The 23101-nt window shown below is 75.9% G+C and carries 22 protein-coding genes; 8 read left to right on the forward strand and 14 right to left on the reverse strand.

The annotated features are described in order from the left end of the window. Positions 1–26 precede the first annotated feature (26 nt). From K353_RS36880 to K353_RS18225, 3 genes are all read left to right on the forward strand, one after another. Entirely contained in the window at positions 27–1163 is a 1137-nt protein-coding gene (locus K353_RS36880; protein ID WP_111554668.1) for a PP2C family protein-serine/threonine phosphatase, read from the forward strand. 177 nt (positions 1164–1340) lie between these two features. Beyond that, a complete protein-coding gene (locus K353_RS18220; protein WP_233533656.1) occupies positions 1341–2366 on the forward strand; it encodes a 2-dehydropantoate 2-reductase in 1026 nt (341 codons plus the stop codon). 42 nt (positions 2367–2408) lie between these two features. Beyond that, complete coding sequence (locus K353_RS18225) at positions 2409–3263, forward strand: aminoglycoside phosphotransferase family protein (protein WP_111554669.1); 855 nt, start codon at positions 2409–2411, stop codon at positions 3261–3263. A gap of 24 nt (positions 3264–3287) precedes the next feature. On the opposite strand, the gene K353_RS18230 is transcribed toward K353_RS18225, so the two are convergent. From K353_RS18230 to K353_RS18260, 7 genes are all read right to left on the reverse strand, one after another. Then, positions 3288–4226 (reverse strand): GNAT family N-acetyltransferase, encoded by a 939-nt coding sequence (locus tag K353_RS18230; RefSeq protein WP_111554670.1) that lies wholly within the window; start codon positions 4224–4226, stop codon positions 3288–3290. An 85-nt stretch (positions 4227–4311) separates the two neighbouring features. After that, positions 4312–5016: an HAD-IA family hydrolase gene (locus K353_RS18235; RefSeq protein ID WP_111554671.1), complete on the reverse strand. Its 705-nt coding sequence runs from the start codon at positions 5014–5016 to the stop codon at positions 4312–4314. Between the two features lie 205 nt (positions 5017–5221). Next, entirely contained in the window at positions 5222–5569 is a 348-nt protein-coding gene (locus K353_RS18240; protein ID WP_111554672.1) for a PRC-barrel domain containing protein, read from the reverse strand. A gap of 185 nt (positions 5570–5754) precedes the next feature. Then, on the reverse strand, positions 5755–6999 hold the full coding sequence (locus K353_RS18245) for a cytochrome P450 (RefSeq protein WP_111554701.1): 1245 nt from the start codon (positions 6997–6999) through the stop codon (positions 5755–5757). A gap of 284 nt (positions 7000–7283) precedes the next feature. After that, entirely contained in the window at positions 7284–7823 is a 540-nt protein-coding gene (locus K353_RS18250; RefSeq protein ID WP_233533657.1) for a GNAT family N-acetyltransferase, read from the reverse strand. A gap of 101 nt (positions 7824–7924) precedes the next feature. Continuing rightward, positions 7925–9358, reverse strand: coding sequence for an MFS transporter (locus K353_RS18255; protein ID WP_111554673.1), 1434 nt, complete (start codon positions 9356–9358; stop codon positions 7925–7927). A 71-nt stretch (positions 9359–9429) separates the two neighbouring features. Beyond that, complete coding sequence (locus K353_RS18260) at positions 9430–9939, reverse strand: MarR family winged helix-turn-helix transcriptional regulator (protein WP_233533658.1); 510 nt, start codon at positions 9937–9939, stop codon at positions 9430–9432. 270 nt (positions 9940–10209) lie between these two features. Between K353_RS18260 and K353_RS18265 the strand changes: the two genes are divergently transcribed. Beyond that, a complete protein-coding gene (locus K353_RS18265) occupies positions 10210–10965 on the forward strand; it encodes an alpha/beta hydrolase (protein WP_111554675.1) in 756 nt (251 codons plus the stop codon). A 48-nt stretch (positions 10966–11013) separates the two neighbouring features. Here the strand turns inward: K353_RS18265 and K353_RS18270 are convergent, their stop codons facing one another. The 5 genes from K353_RS18270 to K353_RS18290 form a co-directional block, all read right to left on the reverse strand. Further along, positions 11014–11652, reverse strand: a complete 639-nt coding sequence (locus K353_RS18270) for a hypothetical protein (RefSeq protein ID WP_233533659.1) — start codon at positions 11650–11652, stop codon at positions 11014–11016. Between the two features lie 188 nt (positions 11653–11840). Next, on the reverse strand, positions 11841–12605 hold the full coding sequence (locus tag K353_RS18275) for a DUF4239 domain-containing protein (RefSeq protein WP_111554676.1): 765 nt from the start codon (positions 12603–12605) through the stop codon (positions 11841–11843). Positions 12606–12748: 143 nt separating this feature from the next. After that, the gene (locus K353_RS34400) at positions 12749–13666 is read right to left on the reverse strand and encodes a hypothetical protein (protein ID WP_158585431.1); all 918 of its coding nucleotides are present in this window, start codon (positions 13664–13666) and stop codon (positions 12749–12751) included. 259 nt (positions 13667–13925) lie between these two features. Beyond that, positions 13926–15332: a family 2B encapsulin nanocompartment shell protein gene (locus K353_RS18285; protein ID WP_111554677.1), complete on the reverse strand. Its 1407-nt coding sequence runs from the start codon at positions 15330–15332 to the stop codon at positions 13926–13928. 526 nt (positions 15333–15858) lie between these two features. After that, positions 15859–16803: a triacylglycerol lipase gene (locus tag K353_RS18290; RefSeq protein WP_111554678.1), complete on the reverse strand. Its 945-nt coding sequence runs from the start codon at positions 16801–16803 to the stop codon at positions 15859–15861. 445 nt (positions 16804–17248) lie between these two features. Here K353_RS18290 and K353_RS18295 point away from each other — a divergent pair, with 445 nt between their 5' ends. Next, entirely contained in the window at positions 17249–18424 is a 1176-nt protein-coding gene (locus K353_RS18295) for a helix-turn-helix domain-containing protein (protein ID WP_111554679.1), read from the forward strand. On the opposite strand, the gene K353_RS18300 is transcribed toward K353_RS18295, so the two are convergent. Further along, entirely contained in the window at positions 18405–18800 is a 396-nt protein-coding gene (locus tag K353_RS18300; protein ID WP_158585432.1) for a helix-turn-helix domain-containing protein, read from the reverse strand. The genes K353_RS18295 and K353_RS18300 overlap by 20 nt on opposite strands. Between K353_RS18300 and K353_RS34885 the strand changes: the two genes are divergently transcribed. Next, a complete protein-coding gene (locus K353_RS34885; protein WP_199528151.1) occupies positions 18772–19503 on the forward strand; it encodes a hypothetical protein in 732 nt (243 codons plus the stop codon). The genes K353_RS18300 and K353_RS34885 overlap by 29 nt on opposite strands. Next, on the forward strand, positions 19497–20894 hold the full coding sequence (locus tag K353_RS18310; protein ID WP_111554680.1) for a serine hydrolase: 1398 nt from the start codon (positions 19497–19499) through the stop codon (positions 20892–20894). The genes K353_RS34885 and K353_RS18310 overlap by 7 nt, the downstream gene beginning before the upstream one ends. 45 nt (positions 20895–20939) lie before the next feature. Here K353_RS18310 and K353_RS18315 read toward each other — a convergent pair whose 3' ends face one another. Beyond that, on the reverse strand, positions 20940–22115 hold the full coding sequence (locus K353_RS18315) for an NAD(P)/FAD-dependent oxidoreductase (RefSeq protein ID WP_111554681.1): 1176 nt from the start codon (positions 22113–22115) through the stop codon (positions 20940–20942). A 163-nt stretch (positions 22116–22278) separates the two neighbouring features. Here K353_RS18315 and K353_RS18320 point away from each other — a divergent pair, with 163 nt between their 5' ends. After that, positions 22279–23076 (forward strand): TetR/AcrR family transcriptional regulator, encoded by a 798-nt coding sequence (locus tag K353_RS18320; RefSeq protein ID WP_111554682.1) that lies wholly within the window; start codon positions 22279–22281, stop codon positions 23074–23076. The last annotated feature ends 25 nt before the right edge of the window (positions 23077–23101 follow it).

Raw genomic sequence — 23101 nt, forward strand, 5'->3', positions numbered from 1 at the left:
CCCGCGCGGGTAGCGTGCACCGGGTCATGCCCACCATCACCGACGACTCCGACTCCGCCCGGTCCCGTCCGATGCTCGGCACGGTCGTCCGGCTGTCGCCGTTCCTGCTGATCGCGCTGTCGGCGGCGGCGGACGCCGAGACCCCGGCCGGGCAGCGCTACGACCGGTTCGTGGTGGCGGCGCCCGCCCTCGCGGCGGCGACCTGGGGCCCGCTGGGGACGCTGCTGATCGGCCTGCTCGCGGTGGTCGCCGAGGTGGTGCTGGCGCTGATCCGGGACGACCGGGTCGGCGCGGCGGCGGCCTCGGTGATCGCCGCCACCGTCACGGTCACCCTGGCCGCCTCGTACACCTCCGGGATGCGGGTGCGCCGCGAACGCGACCTGGCGCTGGTGCGCTCGGTGGCGCGGACCGCCCAGCAGGTGGTGCTGCGCCCGCTGCCGGACCGGCTGAACGACGTCGACCTGGCGCTGTACTACAGCGCGGCGGCGGAGCAGGCGCAGATCGGCGGCGACCTGTACGAGGCGGTGCGCACGCCGTTCGGGGTGCGGATCATCCTGGGCGACGTGCAGGGCAAGGGCCTGCCCGCGGTGGAGATGGCGGCGGCGCTGCTCGGCTCGTTCCGGGAGGCCGCGTACGACGCGAAGGACCTGCCCGCGCTGGCCCGCCGGTTGGAGACCGGCCTACAGCGGTACGCCGAACGGGCCTCCTCGCCGGACGCGGCGGAGCGGTTCGCCACCGCCCTGCTGCTGGAGATCCCGGCCGACCGGCCGGAGGCGCACCTGCTGAACTGCGGCCACCCGCCGCCGGTGCTGCTGCGGGCGGACGGCGCGGTGCTGCCGGTCGAGCCGGAGGTGCCGCTGCCGCCGCTGAACCTGTCGGCGCTGCTGGCCAGCGACTACCGGGCCCGCACCCTGCCGTTCGGGCCGGGCGACCGGGTGCTGCTGTACACCGACGGCGTCAGCGAGAGCCGGGACCGGCGCGGCGAGTTCTACCCGCTGACCGAACGGCTGGCCCGCTGGAGCGCCGAACCGGGCCCGGTGCTGCTGGAGCACCTCCGCGGCGACCTGCGCCGCTACGCGGGCGGCCCGGCCGACGACGACGTGGCCGCCCTGCTGGCCACCCGGCTGCCCCCGCCCGCCGGCACGGCCGTCCCGGACGCCTGACCGCCGCCCGTCGGGGCCGCGACCGCCGCCGGCGCCCGAGCGCCGGCCGTGGCCTCAAGCCCCCGGTCCGGTCCGCAACCGGCGGGCGGTACCCTCTGGGCTCTGTCGCTGACGCCGTTGTCGAAGGAGCCGCCGGTGTCCGAGAACCCCGTGAACCCCGTGCATCCCGTGAATCCCGTGGATTCCGCGCATCCCGCGCCGCCGCTGCGGATCGCCGTGTTCGGGGCGGGCAGCATCGGCTGCCGGCTGGGCGGGGCGCTGGCCGCCCGGGCCGACGTGACGCTGATCGGGCGGCCCGCCGCGATGGCCGAGCTGGAGCGGGTGGGGCTGACCCTGACCGGGCCGGGCGACCGCCGGCTGCACGCCCGGCCGCGCACCGCCACCGACGCCTCGGCCGCGGCGGGCGCCGACTACGTGCTGGTGACCGTCAAGTCTGCGGACACCGCGGCCGCGGCCCGGCTGCTCGACCCGCACCTGGACGGCCGGACCACCGTGGTCAGCTTCCAGAACGGCCTGCACAACGCGCGGGTGCTGCGCGAGGCGCTGCCCGGCCGGACGGTGCTGGCCGGGATGGTGCCGTACAACGTGGTGCGGACCGGTCCGGCCTCGTTCCACCAGGGCACCGGCGGGCAGCTGATGCTCGAACGGGCGGACGCCGCCCGGCGGTTCGCGGCGGTGGCGGGGTCGGCCGGGCTGCCGGTGGGGCTGCGCGCGGACATGCCGCGGGTGCAGGCCGCGAAGCTGCTGATGAACCTCAACAACGCCGTCAACGCGCTCTCCGGCCGGCCGCTGCGCGAGCAGCTCGGCAGCCGCCCGTACCGGCTGGTGCTCGCCCGCTGCCAGCGCGAGGCGCTGGCGGTGTTCGCGGCGGCGGGGCTGTCCCCGGCCCGGTTGACGCCCGTCCCGCCGGAGTGGATGCCGTCCGTCCTGGGCCTGCCGGACGCGGTGTTCCGCCGGGTCGCGGCGGCGAGCCTGCGGGTGGACGCGCGGGCCCGCTCCTCGATGTGGGAGGACCTCCAGCGCGGCCGTCCCACCGAGGTGGACGAGCTCCAGGGCGAGGTCGTCGCGCTGGCCGGGCGCCACCGGCTGCCGGCCCCCGCCAACCGGTGCCTGCTCGATCTGGTGCACGCGGCCGAGGCCGCCGGTACGCCGCCCGCATGGTCCGGTGCCGAACTGCTCGCGGCCCTGGACGCGCTGCCGTAGTCTCGTCTCCCCCCTTCCCACCCAAGGGAGTTGACCGCCGCCATGACCACCCGGTGGACCACCCACGGCGTCGACCTGCTGCCCGGCTCCGTGCGCAAGCGCTTCCGGACCGGCCCGCACGGCGCCCCGCCCGGCGACCCGGGCTGCGAACCGGAACGGGAGTGGCGGGCGCTGACGCTGCTCGACCGGTACGCCCCCGGGCTGGCGCCCCGGCCGCTGGCCCGCGAGGACGGCACGCTCACCATGTCGCGGCTGCCGGGCCGCGCGCTGCGCGGCACCGTGCTGGCGGACGAGCACCTGGACGCGCTGGCCCGCGCGGTGCGGCGGCTGCACCGGGCGGTGCCCGCCGAGCTGGCCGCCCGGCTGCCGAACCGGCGCTGGGACGTCCGGCAGTCCGCCGAGGCGATCCGGGACCGGGCCGCCGGGGCCGCGGCGGTGGGCGGCGACGCCCCCGAGGTGCTGCGGGCCCTGACGGCGGGCCTGCGCTGGCTGGACCGCGCGCAGGCCGGGCTGTGCGCGGACGGCCCGGCGGCGGCGCCCGTGCTGGGGCAGGCCGACGGCAACCTGGCCAACTTCCTCTGGGACGGCACCGGCGTCCGGCTGGTCGACTTCGAGGACTCCGGGCGCTCCGACCACCCGTACGAGCTGGCCGAGGTGGTCGAGCACGTCTCGTCCTGGGTGGACACCGACCTGGACGCGGCGGCCTTCCTGTCCCGCTTCGACCTCTCCCCCGCCGAGGACCGCCGCCTGCTGGAGTGCCGCCGCCTGCTGGCCCTGCTCTGGCTGGTCTTCCTCGCCGGCGACCCCGCCACCGTGCTCCGCAACCCGCCGGACACGCCCGCCCGCCAGGCGCGGCGCCTGCTCGCCCTGCTGGACTCCACCGAGCCGCCCGGCTGAACGGGCCCTCCCGGTCGCTCCGCCTCAGGGCAGCGGGAGGGTCTTCTCCAGCACCACCGAGGTGTAACGGACCGTCATGCCGACCTTGAGGTACAGGTCGAGCGCGCCCGTGCCGGAGTGCGTCCACAGCGTGCAGTGGCTCAGCCCGGCCTCCCGGCAGGCCCGGAAGGCGTGCTGGAGCAGGTGGCGTGCGATGCCGCGGTTGCGGTGGTCGCGGTCGACGGCGAGGCTCTCCACGTACCCGTCCCCGCTGCCGGGCTGGTCCAGCGACAGGGCCGCGCCGACCACCCGGCCGTCGGCCTCCGCGACCGCGAGCGGGGAGCGCTCGGGGGTGAACGTCTCGCGGTGGACGGTGTGTTGGGCCCACTCCGCGAAGTCCATCCGGCGCGCCTTCCAGTCCGCGAAGGCGTCCTCGACGACCCGGTGCGCCGCGCGCGCGTCCCGCGGGTCGCCGGGGCGGAACGGGCGGACGGCGATGCCCGCGGGGGCGGGCCCGGGCTCGGGCAGGTCGGCGAGGGGGATCTCCAGCAGCCAGCTGGCGCCCTTGGGCCGGTAGCCGTAGGTGCGCAGCATGGTCAGGCCGACCGGGTCGAGGTCGGCGACGACCTGGACGAGCTTGCCCACGCCCTGTTCGACGGCGCGGCTCTCCATCCAGCCCAGCAGCGCGGTGCCGATCCGGCGGCCGCGGTGCGCGGGGTGCACCCGGCACTCGCAGCGCCGGTCGCTCCACGCCCAGGCGGCCAACCGTCCGTCCGGGGCGTGCACCAGCAGCGTGTCGGCGGCGGGGTCGAAGCCGGGGCGGGCCAGTACCGCCGCGACCTCGCCGCGGTCGGCCTCGGTCGCCCCGGCCCCGTGCAGGGCCCGCTCACAGCTGGTCAGCAGGTCGAGGACGTCGGGCAGGTCGCGGTCCGGGTCGAGCGCCCGGGCGGTGTAGCCGGCGGACAGGACGAGGGGCTGGGCCATCGGCGGAGGGTCCTTCCTGGTGGACGGCGGGCGGGGACGCGGTGGGCGGCGGGCGGGGACGCGGTGCGCGGTGCGCGGTGGGCGGTCAGCCGGTGGCGGGCGGGTCCAGCAGGGCGGGCAGCTGCCGCATGTCCGCGAACAGCACGGTGTCGTCCGCCCTGTCCCGGAACTCCCCGCCGGTGAGCGCGTCTCCGGTGGGCCCGCCGGTGTAGCCGAAGCGGCGCATGCCCGCCGCGCGGGCGGCGCGCAGCCCGGCGGGGCTGTCCTCGACGACGGCGCAGACCTCCGGGGCGTACCCCGTCCGGGCGGCGGCATGCTGGAAGACGTCGGGGAAGGGCTTGCCGCGGGCGACCTCGGTGGCGCTGAAGATCCGTCCGGCGAACCGCTCGTACAGCCCGGTGCGCCCCAGCGTGTGCCGCATCTTCCCGTGGCTGCCGCTGGAGGCCACGCAGTACGGCAGGCCGCGCGCGTCCAGGGCGTCCAGCGCCGCGACGACGCCGTCCACCGGCTCCAGTTCGGCGTCCACCAGCTCCCGGTGGCGCCGCTCGAACCGGCGCTCCCACTCGGCGGCGGCGACGGGCCCCAGCCGCTCGCCGACCTGGGCCCAGATCGCCGCGTGGCTGCGCCCGATGAACCGCTCCACCACCTCCCCCGCACCGAGCGCCCACCCGAGCTGCGCCCCGACCTCCACCTGCACCCGCACCGCGATCCGCTCGCTGTCCACCAGCACCCCGTCGCAGTCGAACACCACCAGCTCGACGGGCTTCCCCGCCCTGTGCACGCTCCCCATCCCGGCAGCCTAGTGCGTGCCCGCCCGGCCCGGACCGCCGCCCGGTGCGGAACGGGTCACGGACGAAGGCGGACCGGTTCTCGATCCGCCACCGCTGTGCTGCGGCACCACCGCTGTGCTGCGGCACCACCGCTGCGGTGCGGTGGTACCGCCCGGCGCGTTCGAAGCCCCGGACAGCTGTCCGCAGGCCTGCGGGCGGTCAGGCTCAGGCGGTGCCGAGGTAGTAGGCGCCGACGCTGCGGCGGTGGTCGTGGTCGTCGGCCGGTGCGCCCGGGGCGAAGTCGGGTGAGTTCTTGATCTCCTCTGTCGTCCGGCTCGGCCGGACCGACCTGTCGTCGTGGTCGATCCGGGTGACGGTGCCCGCCGGGACGAGCACCACGCGGCCGAAGATCCACGGGCCGGTGTCGACCGACAGGTAGGCGTCGCCCACGTCCTCGCTGTGCTTGTCGACCTTGCCGGTGCGGCCGTCCGCCGCCGCCACCCGGTAGCCCGTCAGGTCGGTGCCGGTGGCGTGCCCTTCGGCGTTCTCCCAGTCCCAGACCCCCTCGGCCATGACAGCCTCCGTCCCTCGTCGGCGGTTCCGTTCCCTGCTGCCACCGGCTACCCCGGCCGCTGCCGCGATGCCCGTCCCGTCCCCGTTCCCCCCGATCGGACGAGTGCGGCACGCGCCCTCCGCGCGCCGCCGTCGGCGGACCGGGGCTGCCGCCCGGGCGGCAGCCCCGGTCGCACGGGCATCCGCTAGCCCTGGGCCGGGCCCTCCAGGAGGACCGGCAGGGTGCGGTGGCCGTTGGAGATCAGCGATTCGACCGGCTCCAGCGCGGTGTCCGGGGCGAGGGCCAGGCGCGGGAAGCGTTCGAACAGGGCGCGCAGGGCGGTGCGGGCCTCCAGGCGGGCCAGGGGGGCGCCGAGGCAGAAGTGCGGGCCGTGGCCGAAGGCGAGGTGGTCCTTGGCCTGCCGGGTGACGTCGAACTCCGCGCCGCCGTCGCCGTGCCGGGCGGGGTGGCGGCCGGCGGCGGCGTAGGAGGCCAGGATCGCCTCGCCGCGGTGGACGGTCGGCCCGCCCGGCAGCGCGATGTCCTCCAGGGCGTAGCGCATCGGGAGGTGCGCCAGGGGCGCCTCCCGGCGCAGCGACTCCTCGACCGCGTCGTCCCAGCCCGCCCGGCCCGCGCGCACCAGGGCGAGCTGGTCGGGGTGGGTGAGCAGCAGGGCGACGGAGTTGTCGATCAGGTTGACGGTGGTCTCGTAGCCGGCGGCGATCACCAGCATGAGGGTGTCGAGCAGTTCGTCCTCGGTGAGGGCGCCGCCGTCGCCCTCGGTGTCGCGGGCGGCGATCAGCAGGGAGGTCATGTCCTCGCCGGGCCGTTCGCGCTTGGCGGCGACCAGCGTCGCGATCACCGCGTACAGGGCCGCGCTGTTGGCCTGGGACCGCTCCGGGGTGAGGGTGGTGTCGAAGACCCCCTCGGCGTACCGGCAGAAGCCGTCGCGCAGCTCGTCGGGCAGGCCGAGCAGGTGGGAGATGACCAGGATCGGCAGCGCGCGGGCCAGGTGCTGCCGCAGGTCGACCGGCGCCCCGCCGGCGCCTTCGGCGGCGACCGCGTCGAGCAGCCCGGCCGTCATCCGCTCGATCCGGTCGGTCAGGGCGGCGACCTGGCGGGGGGTGAGGGCCGCGCTCACCAGGCGGCGCAGCCGGCGGTGGTGCTCGACGTCCGTCGTCGACATGTTGCGGGCCGTCACCCACAGGGCCAGCGGCCAACCGGCCGCCACCTGCGGGTAGTCGGGCCAGTGCCGCGGGCCGTTCTTGGCGACCCTCGGGTCCTTGAGCAGCTCCTCCAGCAGGTCGGGGTCGGACACCGCCCACGCCTGCACCCCGAGGATGTCGGCGGGCACGGCGGGCCCGCGCGCGATCAGCTCGGCGGTCTCGGCGTCCCGGGCCCGCCCGGTGGGGTCCAGGACGAGCACGGAGTGGTCGACCGGGCACTTCAGCGGCCGGTTCAACGGCCGGTTCAGCGGACGATTCGAGGAGTGGTCCGACGGGTGGTGCGACGGGGTCGGCCGGCTCTCCGGGCGGTTCTCCGACTGGCTTTCCACGGGGGCTCCTTCACGCGGGCCGAAGCGACGGGACACGAACGCGTACGCGGCGGTGGTCGGCGACGCACCTCGGCCAACGATCCGGCGCTCCGACGTACCCCGACTACCTCGTACGTGCCCGACCGGGAACGGGAGTTCGCGGACGGCGCCGACGCGGGGCGGACCGGGTGCCGGCCCGGCTACGGCCGGACGTAGCGCCACATGTCGCGCGGGCGGCCGTCCACCACCTGGTGGGCGGGCCGCAGGCCGGTGCACCGGAAGCCGGCGCGTTCGGCGGTGCGGATCGAGGCGGCGTTCCACGGTTCCACGAACAACTCCAGCCCGGGCACGCCCAGTTCGTCGAGCGCCCAGCCGACGACGGCGTCCAGCGCCACCTTGGCGGCGCCCCGGCCGCGGGCCGGGGCGGCCACCCAGTAGCCGACCGTCGCCCAGCCGCGCAGCGGCAGTTCGCCGACCCAGAGGCCGACGTTGCCGACCGCCCGGCCCGCCGGGTCGACGATCACGAACGGGTAGCCCGTCCCGATCTCGGTGCGCCGCCACTGGCGTTCCACGAACGCCGCCGCGCCCGCCCCGGTGTACGGCGCCGGGACGGTGGTGATCAGCGGGATGTACGGGTCGGTCGACGCCTCCCGGATCAGGCCGGTGTCGTCCGGGCTCCAGCGGCGCAGCCGGAACCCGTGCGCGGCCGGCAGCTCGGGCATCGTCCGGGGCAGTTCCATGCCCGCCATCCTGCCGGACCGGGGGTCCACGGTTCCCGTCCGGGCCCGTTCCCGCACCGGTTGGCCCGCCCGCCCGGGTCGAACCGCCGCCCCAGTGGGGGTCAGCGGGCGGCGGACGCGGGGGTGCGCAGGGTGCGCAGGGTGCGGTCGAAGGCGGTGAGGAGCAGGAAGAGCACGGCGGCGACCAGCATGGTCCAGGCCAGCTGGTGCATGCCCGCGGTGCCCGCGTGCGGGCCGTACGCGGCGGCGGTCCCGGCGGAGGCGACCATCGAGCCGAGGTAGGCGAAGGTGCGCAGCAGTCCGGCGGAGGAGCCGGTGCGGGCCGGGTCGGACTGCAGGAAGACGGAGTTCTGCAGGGCGAGCCCGTTGGCGCCCTGCGGGATGCCGAAGACCACGGCGAGCAGCAGCAGCGCCCACAGCGGGCTGTGCCCGCCGAGGGCGAGCATCAGCAGGCAGGCGGCGATCTGGCCGACGGCGCCGGTCAGCAGCATGGCCCGGATGCCGCCGCGCCGCCCGGCCAGGATCGAGACCCCGATGCCGACCAGGAAGGTCGGCGCCTGCACCAGCCCGGCCTGGATCGGGGAGAGGCCGAAGCCCTCCTCGGTCCACTGCGCGAAGCCGTACAGGAAGGCGTACGAGACGACGTACGCGGCGAGGGCGCGGGCGTAGGTGGTGAGCAGCGGGGTGTTGCCGCCGAGCACCTTGACGTCGATGAACGGGTGTTCGGCGCGGCGTTCGCGGACGGTGAAGGCGACGGCGGCGGCCAGGGTGAGCAGCGGCAGGTACCAGCGGTCGGCGTGCGGGTGCATCAGGAACAGCAGCAGCGAGAGCAGCAGGACCGCGAACAGCGCCATCCCGGGCAGGTCGATCCGCCGCAGCGGGCCCGGGTCGCCGGGTCGCCGCTCCGGCCGCTCCTGCGGTTCCTGCCGGGGCAGCCGGAGCGCGCCGAGGGTGACGGCGAGCAGCGACAGCGGGATGTTCAGCGCGAAGGTGCTGCGCCAGCCGCCGAGGCCGGTGAGCAGTCCGCCGAGCAGCGGGCCGACCACGGCGACGGTCTGGTTGGCGACGGCGAGCAGGGTGAGCACTCCGGCGGGGCTGTCGCGTCCGGTGCGCCGGGCCTCGGCGCGCAGCAGGGCCATCGCGGCGGGGTAGCCGGCGCAGGTGCCGAAGCCGAGGACCACCCGGGCGGCGATCAGCGTCCCGAGGTTGGGGGCGAGGGTGCCGACCACCCCGGCGACGCCGACCAGGCTGGTGCTGGCGAGGAACAGTCGGCGCGGCCCGAACAGGTCGATCAGCCGTCCCACCACGGGCTGCCCGAGCGCGGTGGCCAGGTACAGCGCGGACACCAGCCAGGCCGTCTGCGCCGGCGAGGCGCCGAGGGCGGCCCCGATCGGGACGAGCGCGACGGCGATGATGGTGGAGTTGATCGGGTTGAGGACGGAGCCGAGCACCATCGGGGGGACGAGTCGGCGGTCGATCGCGGGCGCCTCGGCCGGTACGGCGGGGGTGCTCGCGACGGTCTTGTGGTCGGTCATGGTGCTTCTGCCGCTCGCTGGGGGTGGGGGGTGGGAGGGGAGGGGGCGCGGTCGGGCCGGTGCCGGTCGGGTCAGTCGTGCACCAGCCGTTCGAGGACGGCCATGGCCGCGATCACGGTCTGCCGCTCCTCCTCGGTGCACTTGCGCTGGAGTTCCGCGGCCAGCCACTCGCCGCGGGCCCGGCGGCCCTCCTCGCCGCGGCGCCGGCCCTCGGCGGTGAGGGCGATCAGCAGCCGGCGGCCGTCCTCGGGGTCGCGCCGCCGTTCGACCAGGCCCTCCGCCGCCAGGGCGGCGATAGTGGTGGCCATCGACTGGTGCCGCATCCCCTCGGCGGCGGCGAGGTCGCTGGTGGTGAGGCCGGCGTCCGCGCTGTCCAGCAGCCGTCCCACGGTGGACGCCTGGGTGAGGGTGAAGTCCCCGGTGCCGGCGGCGGCCCGGAGCCGGCGGCGGAGTTTCCCGATCACCGACCGCACCTGCTGCGAGGCGCGCACCGCGGACGGCTCGGGCCCGGGCGGAGGCGCGGGTACGGGCGCGGGGTCGTCGGGGTCGGGCGCGGCATCCGGCCCGGGGGCTTCGCTCATGCTTCCCACCCTAGGTTTCCGTCCGCCGAATGTACAGTTTCCCTGTAGATTTCCGGCCGGTCCCCGGCCCCGGTCCCCGGCCGCCCGCGCGGGGCCGTTTGGCGGTCCGCCACGGCCGCTGCTAGGTTGCCGGAGGCCGTGCGAGAGACCGAGGAGGTGGTACCCGTGAACGCAGTATCGACATGGGTGCTCCCCTCCGGGGCCACGGTCGGGCGTCAGTAGGTCGTCCGGGAGCGCCGTTCCTGAGCACTCCCGAAAGGCACCACCGCCATGAGCACCCTCCGCTTCACCTCCGAACGCCGTCTCGAGGACGGCGTCCTGGAGCGCGCCTTCACCCTCGGCGACGTCCCCGGCCTGCTGTGGACCCCCGGGTCCGCGCCGTCCGCCGACGGCACCACCCCGCTGATCCTGATCGGCCACCCGCCGCTCGGGCTGAGCCGGATGTACCCGCGCCTGGCGGGCCGGGCCCGGTACTACGCGGCCCGGCACGGCTTCGCCTCCGCCACCATCGAGCTCCCCGGCAGCGGCGAGCGGCCCCGCTGGGAGGCCGTCGAGCAGGCCCGCGCCGAGCTGCGCCGGGTGCTGGCGGCCGGCGAGCCCGTCAGCGGCGAGATCGTCGACGCGCTGATCCTCCCGCTGGTCGAGCGGGCCGTCCCGGAGTGGCGGGCCGCGCTGGACGCGCTGCTCGCCCTGCCCGGCATCGACGGGCCGGTCGGGTACGACGGCGGGGTGATCTCCGTCGGCATCCGGCTCGCCCTGGCCGACCCGCGGATCGCGGCGGCCGTCCTGTTCGCCGGGAGTTTCGTCCCGGCCGCCGTGTTCGAGGAGGCCCGCCGGGTCACCGTCCCGCTCCAGGTGCTGCTCCAGTGGGACGACGAGGGCAACGACCGGCGGGCCGCGCTCGACCTGTTCGACGCCCTCGGCTCCCGTGAGAAGACCCTGCACGCCAACCTGGGCGGCCACACCGGCGTCCCCGCGTTCGAACTCGACGCCGGGGCCCGCTTCTTCACCCGCCACCTGAGGTAGCCCGTCCCGCGGCGCCCCGCCCGCCGGGGCGCCGCCCTCCCCCGGGTCTCAGGGGAGGGCCACGCCGTACCCGGCGAGGCCGTCGCGGAGTTCCTCGCGGTCGGTGCGGACCAGCCGGCCGCCGGTGAAGTGGCGGTCGTCGGTGAGTTCGGCGACGCAGCCGGGCGGCGGGACGAACGTTTCTGCATCCTCGGCGGTGTCGAACTCCGCTTCGGCCAGCACCAGTCCGAGCAGCGGGCCCTCGAAGACGTCGACCCCGAGCGGGGGGACGCTCAGCCGGGTCTTGGTCAGTTCGGGGCCGGGCAGGGCCGCCCGCAGTCGGGCGTACTCCTGCTCGGAGAGGTACAGGTTGGTGATCAGGCCCTGGACCGCGCCGGGTTCGCCCGGGGGGACGGGGACCTTCTGGGTGAGCTTGTACGTGCACTCGCCGGTGTCGAGCCGTTCGACCCGGCGCAGCCGCAGCCGGGTGCCCTCGACGTACCGGTCGGTGATCCGGCGGGCGACGGTGACGGCACCGGGGGCGGGCACCCGGGCGAGCAGGAAGCGGCGCTCCCGCTCGACCCTGGCGTACTTCCCCTCCGCCGCCCCGCCACACGCGTCCGGAACGGCCCCGCCGCACCCGTCCGGAACCGCCCCGCCACACCCGTCCGCCACCGTCGGCGTGCTCGTCGCGCTGTGCTTCCCCATGTCGTGCTTCCCCCTCGTGCTCTCCCCGTCGACCGCCCGCACCAGGCCCCCGTCGGCGTCGCGGGCGGTCGTCTCCAGCGTAGTGCGCGTGCCGCTCCGGTACGGCGCGCGCCACCCGGTGTTCCCCGGCTCCGGTCGGTTCCGTTCACCGGACGGACAGGTGACGCACCGAACCGGACACCGACCGGTCAGTTGTCCAGGAACGGGAACAGGTTGACGAAGGGGTCCGTGGTCACGGACACCCCGCGTCCGAACGGGTCGTCGAAGTCCCAGATCAGGAACAGCAGGAACCCGATCAGCGCGCTGAACGTGCCGGCCAGGACCAACTCGCGCCGCGAGCGGCGGATCTGGAGCGCGAACAGCATCCCGACGGTGACCAGCCCGCCGACGCCGAGGCCGAACCAGACCACCCCGGGCATGGTCGGGCCGACGTTGCCGCCCCGCGAGGTGCGCGCCTCGTCGGCGACCGCGATCTTGTCCATCATCGCCTGGTACGCCTGCGCCTCGATGTCGTTCTGCGGTTCCCGCTCGGCGACGTCGGTGCGCAGCTTGTCCAGCAGCTCGGTGCCCTGGGGGCTGATCTCCCCGTGGGTGCGCATGTAGTGCCACTCGGTGTCCACCACGAACGAGACGTAGGTGTCGACGTCCTTCCGGACCACGGCGCGGTAGTCGGCGGGGAACACCTCGGCCCGGGCGCTGACCTCGTGCAGCGACTGGGCCTCGGTCTGTACGTCGTCCTGCGCGGCGGAACGGGACTCCCAGACGCCGGCGATCGCCAGGCCCAGCACGATCGCGTAGACCACGCCGATCATCATGGTGATGTACTCGATGACGTCCGGCGTCTCCGAGGTGTCCTCGTTCTCGTCGGCCTTGCGGTGTCTCACCAGCACGACCGCGACGACGACCAGGCACGCCCCGGCCATCGCGAGGGCGAGTGCCAGCCATTCGGACATGACGGGTCCTCTCCTGAACAGTGGGATCGTCCGGCCCGGCGGGTCCGGTCCGGAGGGGGAACGGGGGCGGCGCGGGCCGACGGTGGTCGGCACGGGCCGACCGGGATCGACGGGCGCTGCCCGCCCGCCGCCCTGGCGGTGCGTCAGGAACGGCCGCGGCGTCCGGCGGCGCCGGACTTCCCGCGCGGGCGCAGCGCGGCCGCCGCGAGCACGGCGGGGACGGTCACCACCAGCATCCGGGTGGTGGTCGGGGTGCTGCGGTGCTTGGGCGCCGCGGCGGCCGGTGGCGGCGGCAGGTGCACGACCGGCGCGGGCCGGGCGGGTGCCGGGCTCGGGGCGGCCGGTGTCGGCGCGGGGCTCGGCGGCGGCGCGGGCGGCGGCGGCACCTCGGGGGTGGGCCGGGCCGGGCCGGGCGCGGGCTTCACGGGGACCACGGCCCGGGGCGGGGTCGGCGTGGGCGTCGGCACCGGCTTCGGGGTGGGCGTGGGCTTCGGGCTGGGGCTGGGTGTCGGCGTGGGCTTCGGGCTGGGGCCGGGTGTCGGCGTGGGCTTCGGGCTGGGGCTGGGGCTGGGGCTGGGCGTCGGGGTGGGTGTCGGCGTCGGGGTGGGCGTGGGCCTGGGGTGGCAGTGGTGCCCGTGCCCGTCCTCCCAGTGGTCGCCTCCCCATCCGTGGCCCGGGCCGTTCCCGCCCTGCGGGTGGAGCGGGACGTCGACCCCGGCACCGGCGTTCACCTCGACGTGCACACCGGCGGCGTCGACCGAGGTGTGCACCTTGACGCAGATGTCGAGCCGGCCGTCCCCGTGCCCGCCGAGGCCGCGGGCGGCGGACGCGGCCTGGCTGGCGCCGGTGAGCACCGCGCAGACCACGGCGGCGCCCGCCAGGGCCGCGGCGGTGCGCGCGCCGCGCCGCAGCTGCGGGCGGGGGTGCCGCTGCCGGTGCGCCCGCGGGCTGCCGGTACCGGCCCGGGCGTCGGTTCCGGCCCGAGCGCCGGTACCGGCTCGGGAGCGTAAGGCCGCCGCCTCCGTTCCGCCGTCCGCGGGCGGCCGGTCGTTGCGCTGCATGGGCGTGGTCCAACCTTCCGAGTGGCTGTGCGCGATGGGCGTCCGAACTGCGGGGTTCCGGTGCGTCGCGCCCCGTCGCGGAACGGCCGGTCCGGCCGGAGCGCAGTCGAGGGCGCGTCGGAGGACCGGGCCGTTCCGGCTGCGGCGGCAGCGTGCGCCGCTTGTGCAGAAACGGATCGGCATGATCAATCCGACGCACCCTCAACGTGGTGCGCCGCCGTTTGGTTACGGCCGGCGGCAGCCGTGGTCGGGCGGCCGCTCAGCGGTGCGCGATCTCCACGTTCTCCAGCACGCCGAGCGCGTCCGGGACCAGGATGGCCGCCGAGTAGTACGCGGTGACCAGGTAGTTGATCACGGCCTTCTCGTCGATGCCCATGAAGCGGACCGACAGGCTGGGCTGGTACTCGTCCGGGATGCCGGTCTGGTGCAGGCCGATGACGCCCTGGTTGTCCTCGCCGGTGCGCAGCACCAGGATGGAGCTGGTGTTCTCCGGGGTGATCGGGATCTTGCTGCAGGGCAGGATCGGGACGCCGCGCCAGGCCGGGACCTTGTGGCCCTGGAGGTCGACGGTGTCGGGGTACAGGCCGCGGGCGTTGAACTCCCGGCCGAGGGCGGCGATCGCCTTCGGGTGGGCCAGGAAGAACTCGGAGTCGCGGCGGCGGCTGAGCAGCTCGTCCAGGTCGTCGGGGGTGGCCGGGCCGGAGTGGGTCTGGATGCGCTGGTTGAAGGCGCAGTTGGCCAGCAGGCCGAACTCGCGGTTGTTGATCAGCTCGTGCTCCTGGCGCTCGCGCAGCGCCTCTACGGTGAGCTTGAGCTGCTGCTCGATCTGGTTCATCGGCTGGTTGTACAGGTCCGCGACCCGGGAGTGGACGCGGAGCACGGTCTGCGCGATGGAGAGCTCGTACTCGCGCGGCTTGAGCTCGTAGTCGACGAACGCGGTGGGCAGCAGGTGCTCGCCCTCGTGGCCGGCCGACATCGCGATCTCGGCCTCGCCCAGCTCGTTCTGCCGCTGGAGCGGGAGGCTGGCGAAGTCCCGGATGTGGGCCTGGAGGCTGTCGGACTGGGCGAGCACCGCCTCGAAGTCGGCCCGGCTGAGGGTCAGCAGGGTGCCGGCGGTCTTGGCGGTGGCGGTGTAGTCCCAGGTGGCGTCGGCGTCGAGCAGGGCGTTCTCGCCGAACCGGTCGCCGTCACCGAGGACGCCGACCACGGCGTCGTCGCCGTACTTGCCGGTGGAGACCTGGTTGATCTTGCCGTGCGCGACCAGGTGGATCTTGTCGGACGCGGCGCCGCGCTCGACCAGCACCTCGCCGGCCCGGAAGTCGCGCTGCTGGCAGCGGTCGGCCAGGGCGGTGAGCACCTCGTCGTCCTCGTAGCCGCGCAGCAGGGCGAGTTCGCCGAGCTCCCGGGGGATGACCCGGACGTCGCCGCCGGTCTGGATGAATTCGACCCGGCCGTCGCCGACCGTGTAGGTCAGTCGGCGGTTGACCCGGTAGGTGCCACCGGAGGTCTGCGTCCACGGGAGCATCCGCAGCAGCCAGCGGGAGGTGATCTCCTGCATCTGGGGCGCGGACTTGGTCGTGGTGGCCAGGTTGCGGGCCGCGGCGGTGGTGAGGCTGGTCTGCTGGCGCTGCGCCTGCTGAGTCTCCGGGCTGCTGTCCACGGACATCGGGCCGGGCTCTCCTTCGTCTCGCACGAAAACTGACGGTCCGTCAGATCCGTGAGTGTGCTGGGGCATGGGCGGGGTACGGGCAGGGAAGGCGGAAGTGTCGGCGGGGTTCGGAGCCGCACTGTCCGGCGCGCTCACCGCCGCCTCCGGAACACTAGATCGTTCCGGACCGCGGATCGCCCGTGCGGCCCATCGTGCACCCGATTAGGTGAACCTCGACCTGCGGAGGGTTGGCCGAACTGACACCGCGTCAGTCCGCGCGCCCGGGTCCGGCCCGGCTCCGGCCTGCGCCGCCGCCCGTCAGCGGGGCCGGACGCGCGAACGCCCCCGGCGGGCGGGGGCGCCGGGGGCTCGGGAGGGCGCGCGACGGCGGCGGCGTTCACCACCGCCCGCCGGGCGCGCGGCGGGGCCCGGCTTCCGAGCCGCCGGGCCCCGCCGTCACCGCCCACCGCTGTCGCCACCGTTCACCGCTGCGGCTTCGGCTTCGGCTTCGGCTTCGGCTTCGGCTTCGGGGCAGCGGACCGGTCTAGAGCAGCGGCCCCGTCACCGGCAGCACCACCTGGCACGGCACCGGCCGCGGGTGCGCCGGGTCCAGCGCGTTCAGCACGTCCGTCAGCGCGACCGGGTCGTAGCCGATCTCCAGGTGCTCGGTGGCGTCCAGCGCGCACTGGTCCTGGACCAGGATGTTGGTGACGTGCGGGCCGGGCGGGAGGAAGGAGTTGGTGTACGGGGTGACCACCTCGTCGTACCTGGTGGCGATCACCGTGTACTCGACGCCGGGGACGGTCCCGCCGCCGGCGTTCAGCGCGGTGAGGAACGGCGAGCCGATCTCCTGCTCCACGCAGGCCGGGCAGGGGCCGGACAGGAGGTCGTTGGCGGGCTCCAGGATGCGCAGCTGGCGGCCGAGTTCGGTGAGGCCGTCCAGGGTGGTGCCGTAGTTGCTGGGGGCCAGGGCGACCAGCTTGCCGACCTTCGCCGCGCCGCCGAGGTTCTTCAGGTAGTAGCGCGGGAGCATCCCGCCCTGCGAGTGGCCGACCACGTCGACCTTCGCGGCGCCGGTCGCGGCCAGAACCCGGTCCACGAAGGCGGCCATCGTCCGGGCCCCGTCGGCGATCGGGCCGGTGCCCTGGGCCGGTGAACCGGCCGACGGGCCACCGTAGTTGAACGCGTAGACGCAGTACCCCTGGTTGGCCAGCAGCGGGGCCGCGCCGCCCCAGTTGTCGTTCTGGTTCTCCAGCGTGCCGTGCACCAGCACCACCGGGTCCGGGTGGGCCGCGGACGGCCGGCAGGACCAGTCGTTGGCGCCGTCCGGACTCGCGCCGGGGAAGAGGAAGCCCTTGACGAAGCCGATCGAGAAGTGGGTCTCCACCGGCCGGTTGCCGCTCGCCGCCGCGGGCGGGGCCCCGGCGGCCAGCAGCGCCGTCGCCGCGAGTGCCGCGAGCACGGCCGCCCGTACGCTCTTTCTCCGCATTCCGTACACCCTCCGCCTGGTCGTCCGCTCGGCCGCCCGCACCGCGGTCCGCTCCGGCCGGCTCCGGTGCGTGCCGCCGTCCGTTTCGGTGCCGGAATTCGGCCGGCCGCCCCCGGGCTTTCCCGGGTCGCCATGAAGCTAGGAGCGGCTCGACGCGTCGTCAACACACGGCGCACGCGTTCCCGGAAAGTGCATCCGAAGGTGCCAGGAATTCCGTCCCCCCTCCGGCGGAACTGTCATGCCGGTCAGCGTTTCCGCGTGCGCCGGGCGCCGTACGGGGCCGCAAGCTTGTGCCGAACCTATTGACCGGCCGGTAACCCCGCCGCATACTCCCCCTGTCCCGGCGGAACCGGCCGCGCCTCCGCCGGAACGCCACCGGAACACCGATCGACGGATGCCGGACGGACGCCGGACGGACGGATTATCGCTACCCCGAGGAGCGGAATTGGGCGGACCGTGGGAGGGGCTGCCGCGCGATTTCTCCGCCGAACTCAGGGCCGAACAGCAATCCCTCGCGACCGAGATCATCCGGGAGATCAGATCCGCCGTCCCGGAATTCTCCCGGCCGCTCTCCGGGAAATTCGGCACCGGAATCCAGCAGGGCGTGGAGACCGCGCTGGCCGAGTTCACCGACCGGGTCGCGGGGCTGCCCGCGCCCGGCCCGCGCCAGTTGCGGGTGTACCGCTCGCTCGGGCGCGGCGAGCTCTCCGAGGGCCGCAGCCTGGACGCGCTGCAGGCCGCGTTCCGGCTCGGGGCCCGGATCGCCTGGCGCCGGTACGCCCGGGTGGCCCGGCGCCGCGGGCTGGCCGCGGAGCAGCTGGTCACCCTCGCGGAGGCGGTGTTCGCGCACATCGACGAGGTCGCCGCGGCCAGCGTCCAGGGCTACGTGGACGCCCGCACCGACCGGGCCGGCGCGCTCGGCCGGGCCCGCCACCGCCTGCACGACCTGCTGCTGGCGGGCGCCGACCCGGCCGAACTCGCCGCCGCCGCCCGGCTCGCGGACTGGCCGCTGCCCGCGCAGGTCGCCGCCGTCTCGCTCGACCCGGGCCCGGCGCACCGGCAGCCGTCCGCGCCGCCGGCCCGGCTGCCCGAGTACGTGCTGGCCGGGCTGGACGTCCCGCAGCCGCACCTGCTGCTGCCCGATCCGGCCGCCCCGCTCGCCGACCCGCAGCTCGCGGCGGCGCTGCACGGGCGCGGCGCGGTGATCGGCCCGGCGGTGCCGCCCGCCCTCGCCGCGCAGTCACTGCGCTGGGCCCGGCTGGTCCGGGCCTCCCTGCCGGAGCCGCCGCAGCGCCCGGTCGACTGCCGCGAGCGCTACGCGGACCTGCTGCTGCTCACCGACCCCGCGCTGGTCCGCCTGATCGCCGAACGCCGCCTGGCCCCGCTCGCCCCGCTCACCCCCAAGCAGCGCGACCGGCTCGCCGCCACCCTGCTGGCCTGGCTCCAGACCGGCCGGGGCACCGCCCCCGAGGTCGCCGCCCGCCTCGGCATCCATCCGCAGACCGCCCGGCAGCGGCTGCACCGGGTCCACCAGCTCTTCGGACCCGCCCTCGCCTCCCCCGACACCCGTCTCGAACTGGAGATCGCCCTCCGCGCCACCGCTACCACCACCACCCCTTGACGGCCCGGGACGCGGTGGCCAGTCGGCGGCGGGGCCCTGGAGGGTCCAGCCCGCGGCGGCGACCTCGGGGTGGATGTCGTTGGGGGTCGACGGTTCCGCCGCGGTGGTCGCGGACCCGGCGCAGGGCGGAGTCGTGCTCGTGGTGGCGCAGCCGCATGGGCGGCTCGGTGGTGAGCCGGCGGTCGCCCCGGCGCAGCGGTTCGCGGATGACGCCGAGCAGGTCGCGGCCGGCTGCGGTGAGGTAGTAGCCGTCGTGCCGGGGGTCGTCGGGCAGTGGGCGGCGTTCGAGGATGCCGTCGGCGACCAGGCTCTTCGGCCGGGCGGAGAGGCGGTCGGTGGGGGCGGCGGTGTTCTCGGCGATCCGGTGGATCGTCAACCTGGCCCTGCCCGCCACGGGCACCTCGTTCAGCACGGCCCGGGGCCGGGCCGTCACCCTGGGTTCCCTGTCCCGGATCCTCAACGCCTACGCCATCGTCCTCGCGGCGCTCCTGGTCGTCGCCGGGCGGCTCGGGGACCGGCCGGGCCGGCGGCCGGTGTTCCTCGCCGGGGTCGCCCTCTTCACCCTCACCTCGCTGCCTGAGCACCGGGCGGCCACCGGGTCCGCCCTGGTCAACTCGGTGCGGCAGATGTCCGTGACCGTCGGCGTCGCCCGGCTGGTCGCCGTCGTCGGAGCCGAGACCGGCCCCGCCCGGCGCCAGGACTTCCGCCTCGCCTGGCTCGTCGCCACGGCCCTCGCCCTCGTCACGGCCGGCCTCGGTCCGCACCTCGCCCGTGCCACCGCCCGCGCGGGCGAGGAGGCGGGCAAGGGCGCGGGCGCGGGTCGGGACACCGGCGGGGCCGCGCTCGCCGCGTCGGACGCGGGCGGTCCGTTGGCGGCGACGGCGTCCGGACCGGCCGGCACCCGCCGACCCGGGTCCGACGCCCGGCCGGGCACCCGACCTGCCGTCAGGTCACCCTCAGGTCGGGTGCCCGAGCCGCGCGCAGGCGGCCGACCCGCCCCCACCCCCGCCGCCGACCGTTCGTCGGCGCAGCACTACCATCGGGCCGACCGGGACGGCGGGAGGGCCACAGGATGCTGAACGGGCTGGAGTTGCCGGATTCGCTGGAGTCGCTGGAGTCACTGGACGAGGTGTGCGGGCGGGTGCTGGCGGAGACCGGCTGCCCGTCGGTGAGCGTGGCCGTCGCGGCGGGCGAGGAGCTGGTGCTCGCCCGGGCGTACGGGTGGGCGAACGTGGCGGCGGGGCGGGCGGCGACGCCCGGGACGGCGTACGGGCTGGCCTCGACGACCAAGGCGTTCACCGCACTCGCGGTCTGCCTGGCCGCGGACCGGGGCCTGCTCGACCTGGACGCGCCGCTGCCGGGCCGGTTCGAGCGTACGGCCCCGACCGCCCGTCAACTGCTGTGGCACCGCGGTGGTTTCCCCGGCTACTACGACTTCCGCTACACCCCCGGCTCCCCCGACGCCGCGCCCGCCCCCGGGTACGGGCCGATCGACATCGACCGCTACCGCAGGCAACTGCATGAGCCGGGCGGCGAGTTCGAGTACGCCAACCTCGGCTACCACGAGCTGGCCCGGCTGCTGACGGCCGTCACCGGGCGGGAGGTGGGCGCGCTGCTGCGGGAGTGGATCGCCGAGCCGCTCGGGCTGGACGGCTTCGCCTTCGCCGCCGCCCACCCCGGGCCGGGACCGGCCGCGGTGCGGTACACCCCGGACGGGCGGGTCTACCCGACCTGCCACACCGGGCATCCGGCGGCGACCTCCGGCTGGGCGACGGCCGGTGACGTCGCGCTGTTCGCCCGTCGCTCGCTCGGGCTGCTGACGCCCGGGACGGCCGCGGCCGTGCACGACGCGCCCGCGATCCTCGGTGCCGGGGGCCTGGGGTACGGGCTGGGGCGGGTCGTCCAGCGGACGGCGGACGGGGCGGTGATCAGCAGTCACGGCGGCGGAATGGGCGGTGTCGCGTCGATGATGGTCGACCTGCCCGGGTGGGGGCTCTCGGTGGCCGTCCTCGCCAACTCGACCGACAAGTCCGCCCGGGACGCCGTGGTCACGCACCTGATGGGCGCGCTGGCCCCCGAGTTCGATCCCCGCCACTGCGCCCCGGGCGTCGAACCGGACCTGCCCCTCACCCTGGCCCCGGGCACCTGGTCCGGGCAGGTCAGCGCCCCCGGCGCCACCGTCCCGCTGACGGTCGCCGTCCTGCCGGAGGGGCGGGTCGAGGTCCGGTTGGCCGACCACCCGCCGGTGACCGTCCCGGCCGCGGCCTCCGCCCGCTGGGACGTCCGCCTCGTCACCCCGCTCCAACTCCCGACGCCCGACGCCCTGTTCAACAGCCCCGCCACCGGGCTCGAACTACGGCTTCGGGACGGCGACCTGACCGGCCGGGCGACCGCGTTCAAGGGCGGCGACCGGGACGGCCTCCTCGGCCCATACCTCCCCCACCCCTGCGAACTGCGCCGCGTGGCCTGACACTTCCCCCCACGAACTGTCCGAACTGCCCGCGCTGCCCGTACCTTACTCCCCGCGGAAGAACGCGGCGACGGCCTGCGCTCCCCCCGGGGCGGTCATCATCGCCAGGACTCGGGCCGCCCCGTCGGCGGCCCGGGCCGTCCGGGTGAACATCTCCTCCTCGTAGGCGCGCAGCGCGGCGTCGGCCTCCTCGGTGCCACCGGTCTCGCCGGTGAGCGCGGTGGCCAGTTCCAGCGCGTCGCGCATCGCGGCGTTGGCGCCGACGCCGACGGGGGGCATCAGGTGGGCGGCGTCGCCAAGCAGGGTGAGGCCGGGGCGGTGCGGCCAGCGCAGGCCGACCGGGAGGGCGGTCAGCGGGCGGGGGGTGAGCGGGCCGGTGCAGGCGGCGATCAGGGCGCGGCACTCGGGCGTCCAGTCCGCGAACAGCGGGAGCAGCGCGGCCCGGGCGGCGTCGGGGCGGTCGAACGGGATGCCGCAGGTGGTGAGCCAGTCGGCGGCGCCGTCGGCGGGGCCGTAGAAGGACAGGCCGACCCGGACGGAGCCGTCGCCGCAGCGCTGGGCGGCGAGCGAGCGGCCCTGGCCGATCACCCAGTAGGTGCCGCGGCCGACGACGGCGGCCAGCTCGGGGTGGGTCAGGTCGATGGCGGGGACGGCGCCCTCCACCGTGTTGACGCCGAGGTGGTCCGGTACGGCCGGGGTGAGCAGCGGCCGGACCCGGGAGCGGGCGCCGTCCGCGCCGATCAGCAGGTCGCAGTCGGCCCGGCTGCCGTCGGTGAACTCCAACTGCCAGCCGTCGGAGCCGTCTTGGGCCGGGGTGGCGGTGCGCAGGGCGCGGCCCCAGGCGACCGTACCGGGCGGGAGGGAGTGGAGCAGCAGGTCGCGCAGGTCGGCGCGGTCGATCTCGGGGCGGAGCGCGGGTGCGTCGTCGGGGGTGTCGTCGCGGTGCAGCAGGGTGCCGGTGTGGTCGAGCAGCCGCATGTCCTCGCCCTCCGGGCGGGCGTGCCGGCGGAACGCCCGCGTCAGGCCGGCCGCGCGCAGGGCGAGTTGGCCGGTGTCGGCGTGCAGGTCGAGTGTGCCGCCCTGGGTGCGGGCCGTCGGTCCGGCGTCGCGTTCGTAGACTGTGGTCCGGATGCCGCGCAGGGTGAGCAGCCGGGCCAGCGTCAGCCCGCCCGGCCCGCCTCCGACGATCGCGATGTCCACCCCGCCTGCCGTGCCCGCCATGTCCGGCTCTCCCCGTTCACGTGTCCGCCCGTCCGTCCGATACACCGTATCGTGCAGATACGGTGTATCGCCAGCGTTCGCCGTATCGTGATCACCGCCGTCCCCCTCCCCTCCCTGCCCCGCCCCTGCTCCCGCCCCGCTCCCTACGATCGGAGACCGCCCCATGTCCTCCCGTCACGACGACGACGCCGCCGGAGCCGGACTGGTCTGGGAGCGCCCGGAGCCGCCGGCGCGGCGGACGCCGGGGCCGCTGAGCCGGGCGCTGATCGTCGCGGCGGCGCTCGAACTGGCCGACGCGGACGGGCTGGAGGGGGTGTCGATCCGCCGGGTCGCGGCGGCGCTGGAGGTCGGCCCGATGCGGCTGTACGGGTACGTGGAGACCAAGGCCGAGCTGCTGGAGCTGATGGTGGACGCGGTGTACGCGGAGATCGCCCCGGACCCGACCGACGTCCGACCCGGCCGACCCGGCCGGACCGGGCGGCCCGCCCGCCCCGCCCGGTCGACCCGTTCCGGGGAGTGGCGGGAGGAGCTGCGGGCGATCGCCGGACGGTACCGGGCGGCCGCGCTGCGGCACGAGTGGTTCATCGACCTGCTGGGCGGGCGGCCGCACCTGGGCCCGAACGCGCTGGCCGCGCGGGAGGCGGCGCTGGCCGTGGTGTGGAGCGCGCCGGGCTTCGCCGGGCGGCCGACCGAGGTGCAGCAGGCGTCGGGGGCGTTCCACGCCTACCTGGCGGGCCGGCTGCGGGTGGAGGTGGCGCAGCGCCGGGCGGAGCGGGCGCACGGGCAGTCGGACGACGAGTGGCAGCGGGCGATGGGGCCGTACGTGATGCGGGTACTGGCGGCGGGACGGCACCCGGTGATGGCGGAGGTGATGGCGGCGGCCGACCACCTGGCCCCGGGCGAGGAGTTCGCGGCGGGGCTGGAGCTGGTGCTGGACGGGATCGCCACCCGGACGTCCTGATCCGGGGCACGGGACGCGGCCCGAA

It is taken from the genome of Kitasatospora sp. SolWspMP-SS2h (genome assembly GCF_003259315.1).
Lineage (GTDB): Bacteria > Actinomycetota > Actinomycetes > Streptomycetales > Streptomycetaceae > Kitasatospora > Kitasatospora fiedleri.

What these genes read in the sequence shown, in the direction of transcription:
- K353_RS18315 (WP_111554681.1), bottom strand. Translation starts at nt 22,115, where the DNA reads ATGGCGGGCACGGCAGGCGGGGTGGACATCGCGATCGTCGGAGGCGGG.
- K353_RS18265 (WP_111554675.1), top strand. Translation starts at nt 10,210, where the DNA reads ATGAGCACCCTCCGCTTCACCTCCGAACGCCGTCTCGAGGACGGCGTC.
- K353_RS18255 (WP_111554673.1), bottom strand. Translation starts at nt 9,358, where the DNA reads ATGACCGACCACAAGACCGTCGCGAGCACCCCCGCCGTACCGGCCGAG.
- K353_RS18275 (WP_111554676.1), bottom strand. Translation starts at nt 12,605, where the DNA reads ATGTCCGAATGGCTGGCACTCGCCCTCGCGATGGCCGGGGCGTGCCTG.
- K353_RS18260 (WP_233533658.1), bottom strand. Translation starts at nt 9,939, where the DNA reads ATGAGCGAAGCCCCCGGGCCGGATGCCGCGCCCGACCCCGACGACCCC.
- K353_RS18240 (WP_111554672.1), bottom strand. Translation starts at nt 5,569, where the DNA reads ATGGCCGAGGGGGTCTGGGACTGGGAGAACGCCGAAGGGCACGCCACC.
- K353_RS34400 (WP_158585431.1), bottom strand. Translation starts at nt 13,666, where the DNA reads ATGCAGCGCAACGACCGGCCGCCCGCGGACGGCGGAACGGAGGCGGCG.
- K353_RS18235 (WP_111554671.1), bottom strand. Translation starts at nt 5,016, where the DNA reads ATGGGGAGCGTGCACAGGGCGGGGAAGCCCGTCGAGCTGGTGGTGTTC.
- K353_RS18250 (WP_233533657.1), bottom strand. Translation starts at nt 7,823, where the DNA reads ATGGAACTGCCCCGGACGATGCCCGAGCTGCCGGCCGCGCACGGGTTC.
- K353_RS18290 (WP_111554678.1), bottom strand. Translation starts at nt 16,803, where the DNA reads ATGCGGAGAAAGAGCGTACGGGCGGCCGTGCTCGCGGCACTCGCGGCG.
- K353_RS18285 (WP_111554677.1), bottom strand. Translation starts at nt 15,332, where the DNA reads ATGTCCGTGGACAGCAGCCCGGAGACTCAGCAGGCGCAGCGCCAGCAG.
- K353_RS36880 (WP_111554668.1), top strand. Translation starts at nt 27, where the DNA reads ATGCCCACCATCACCGACGACTCCGACTCCGCCCGGTCCCGTCCGATG.
- K353_RS18320 (WP_111554682.1), top strand. Translation starts at nt 22,279, where the DNA reads ATGTCCTCCCGTCACGACGACGACGCCGCCGGAGCCGGACTGGTCTGG.
- K353_RS18270 (WP_233533659.1), bottom strand. Translation starts at nt 11,652, where the DNA reads ATGGGGAAGCACAGCGCGACGAGCACGCCGACGGTGGCGGACGGGTGT.
- K353_RS18310 (WP_111554680.1), top strand. Translation starts at nt 19,497, where the DNA reads ATGCTGAACGGGCTGGAGTTGCCGGATTCGCTGGAGTCGCTGGAGTCA.
- K353_RS18230 (WP_111554670.1), bottom strand. Translation starts at nt 4,226, where the DNA reads ATGGCCCAGCCCCTCGTCCTGTCCGCCGGCTACACCGCCCGGGCGCTC.
- K353_RS18225 (WP_111554669.1), top strand. Translation starts at nt 2,409, where the DNA reads ATGACCACCCGGTGGACCACCCACGGCGTCGACCTGCTGCCCGGCTCC.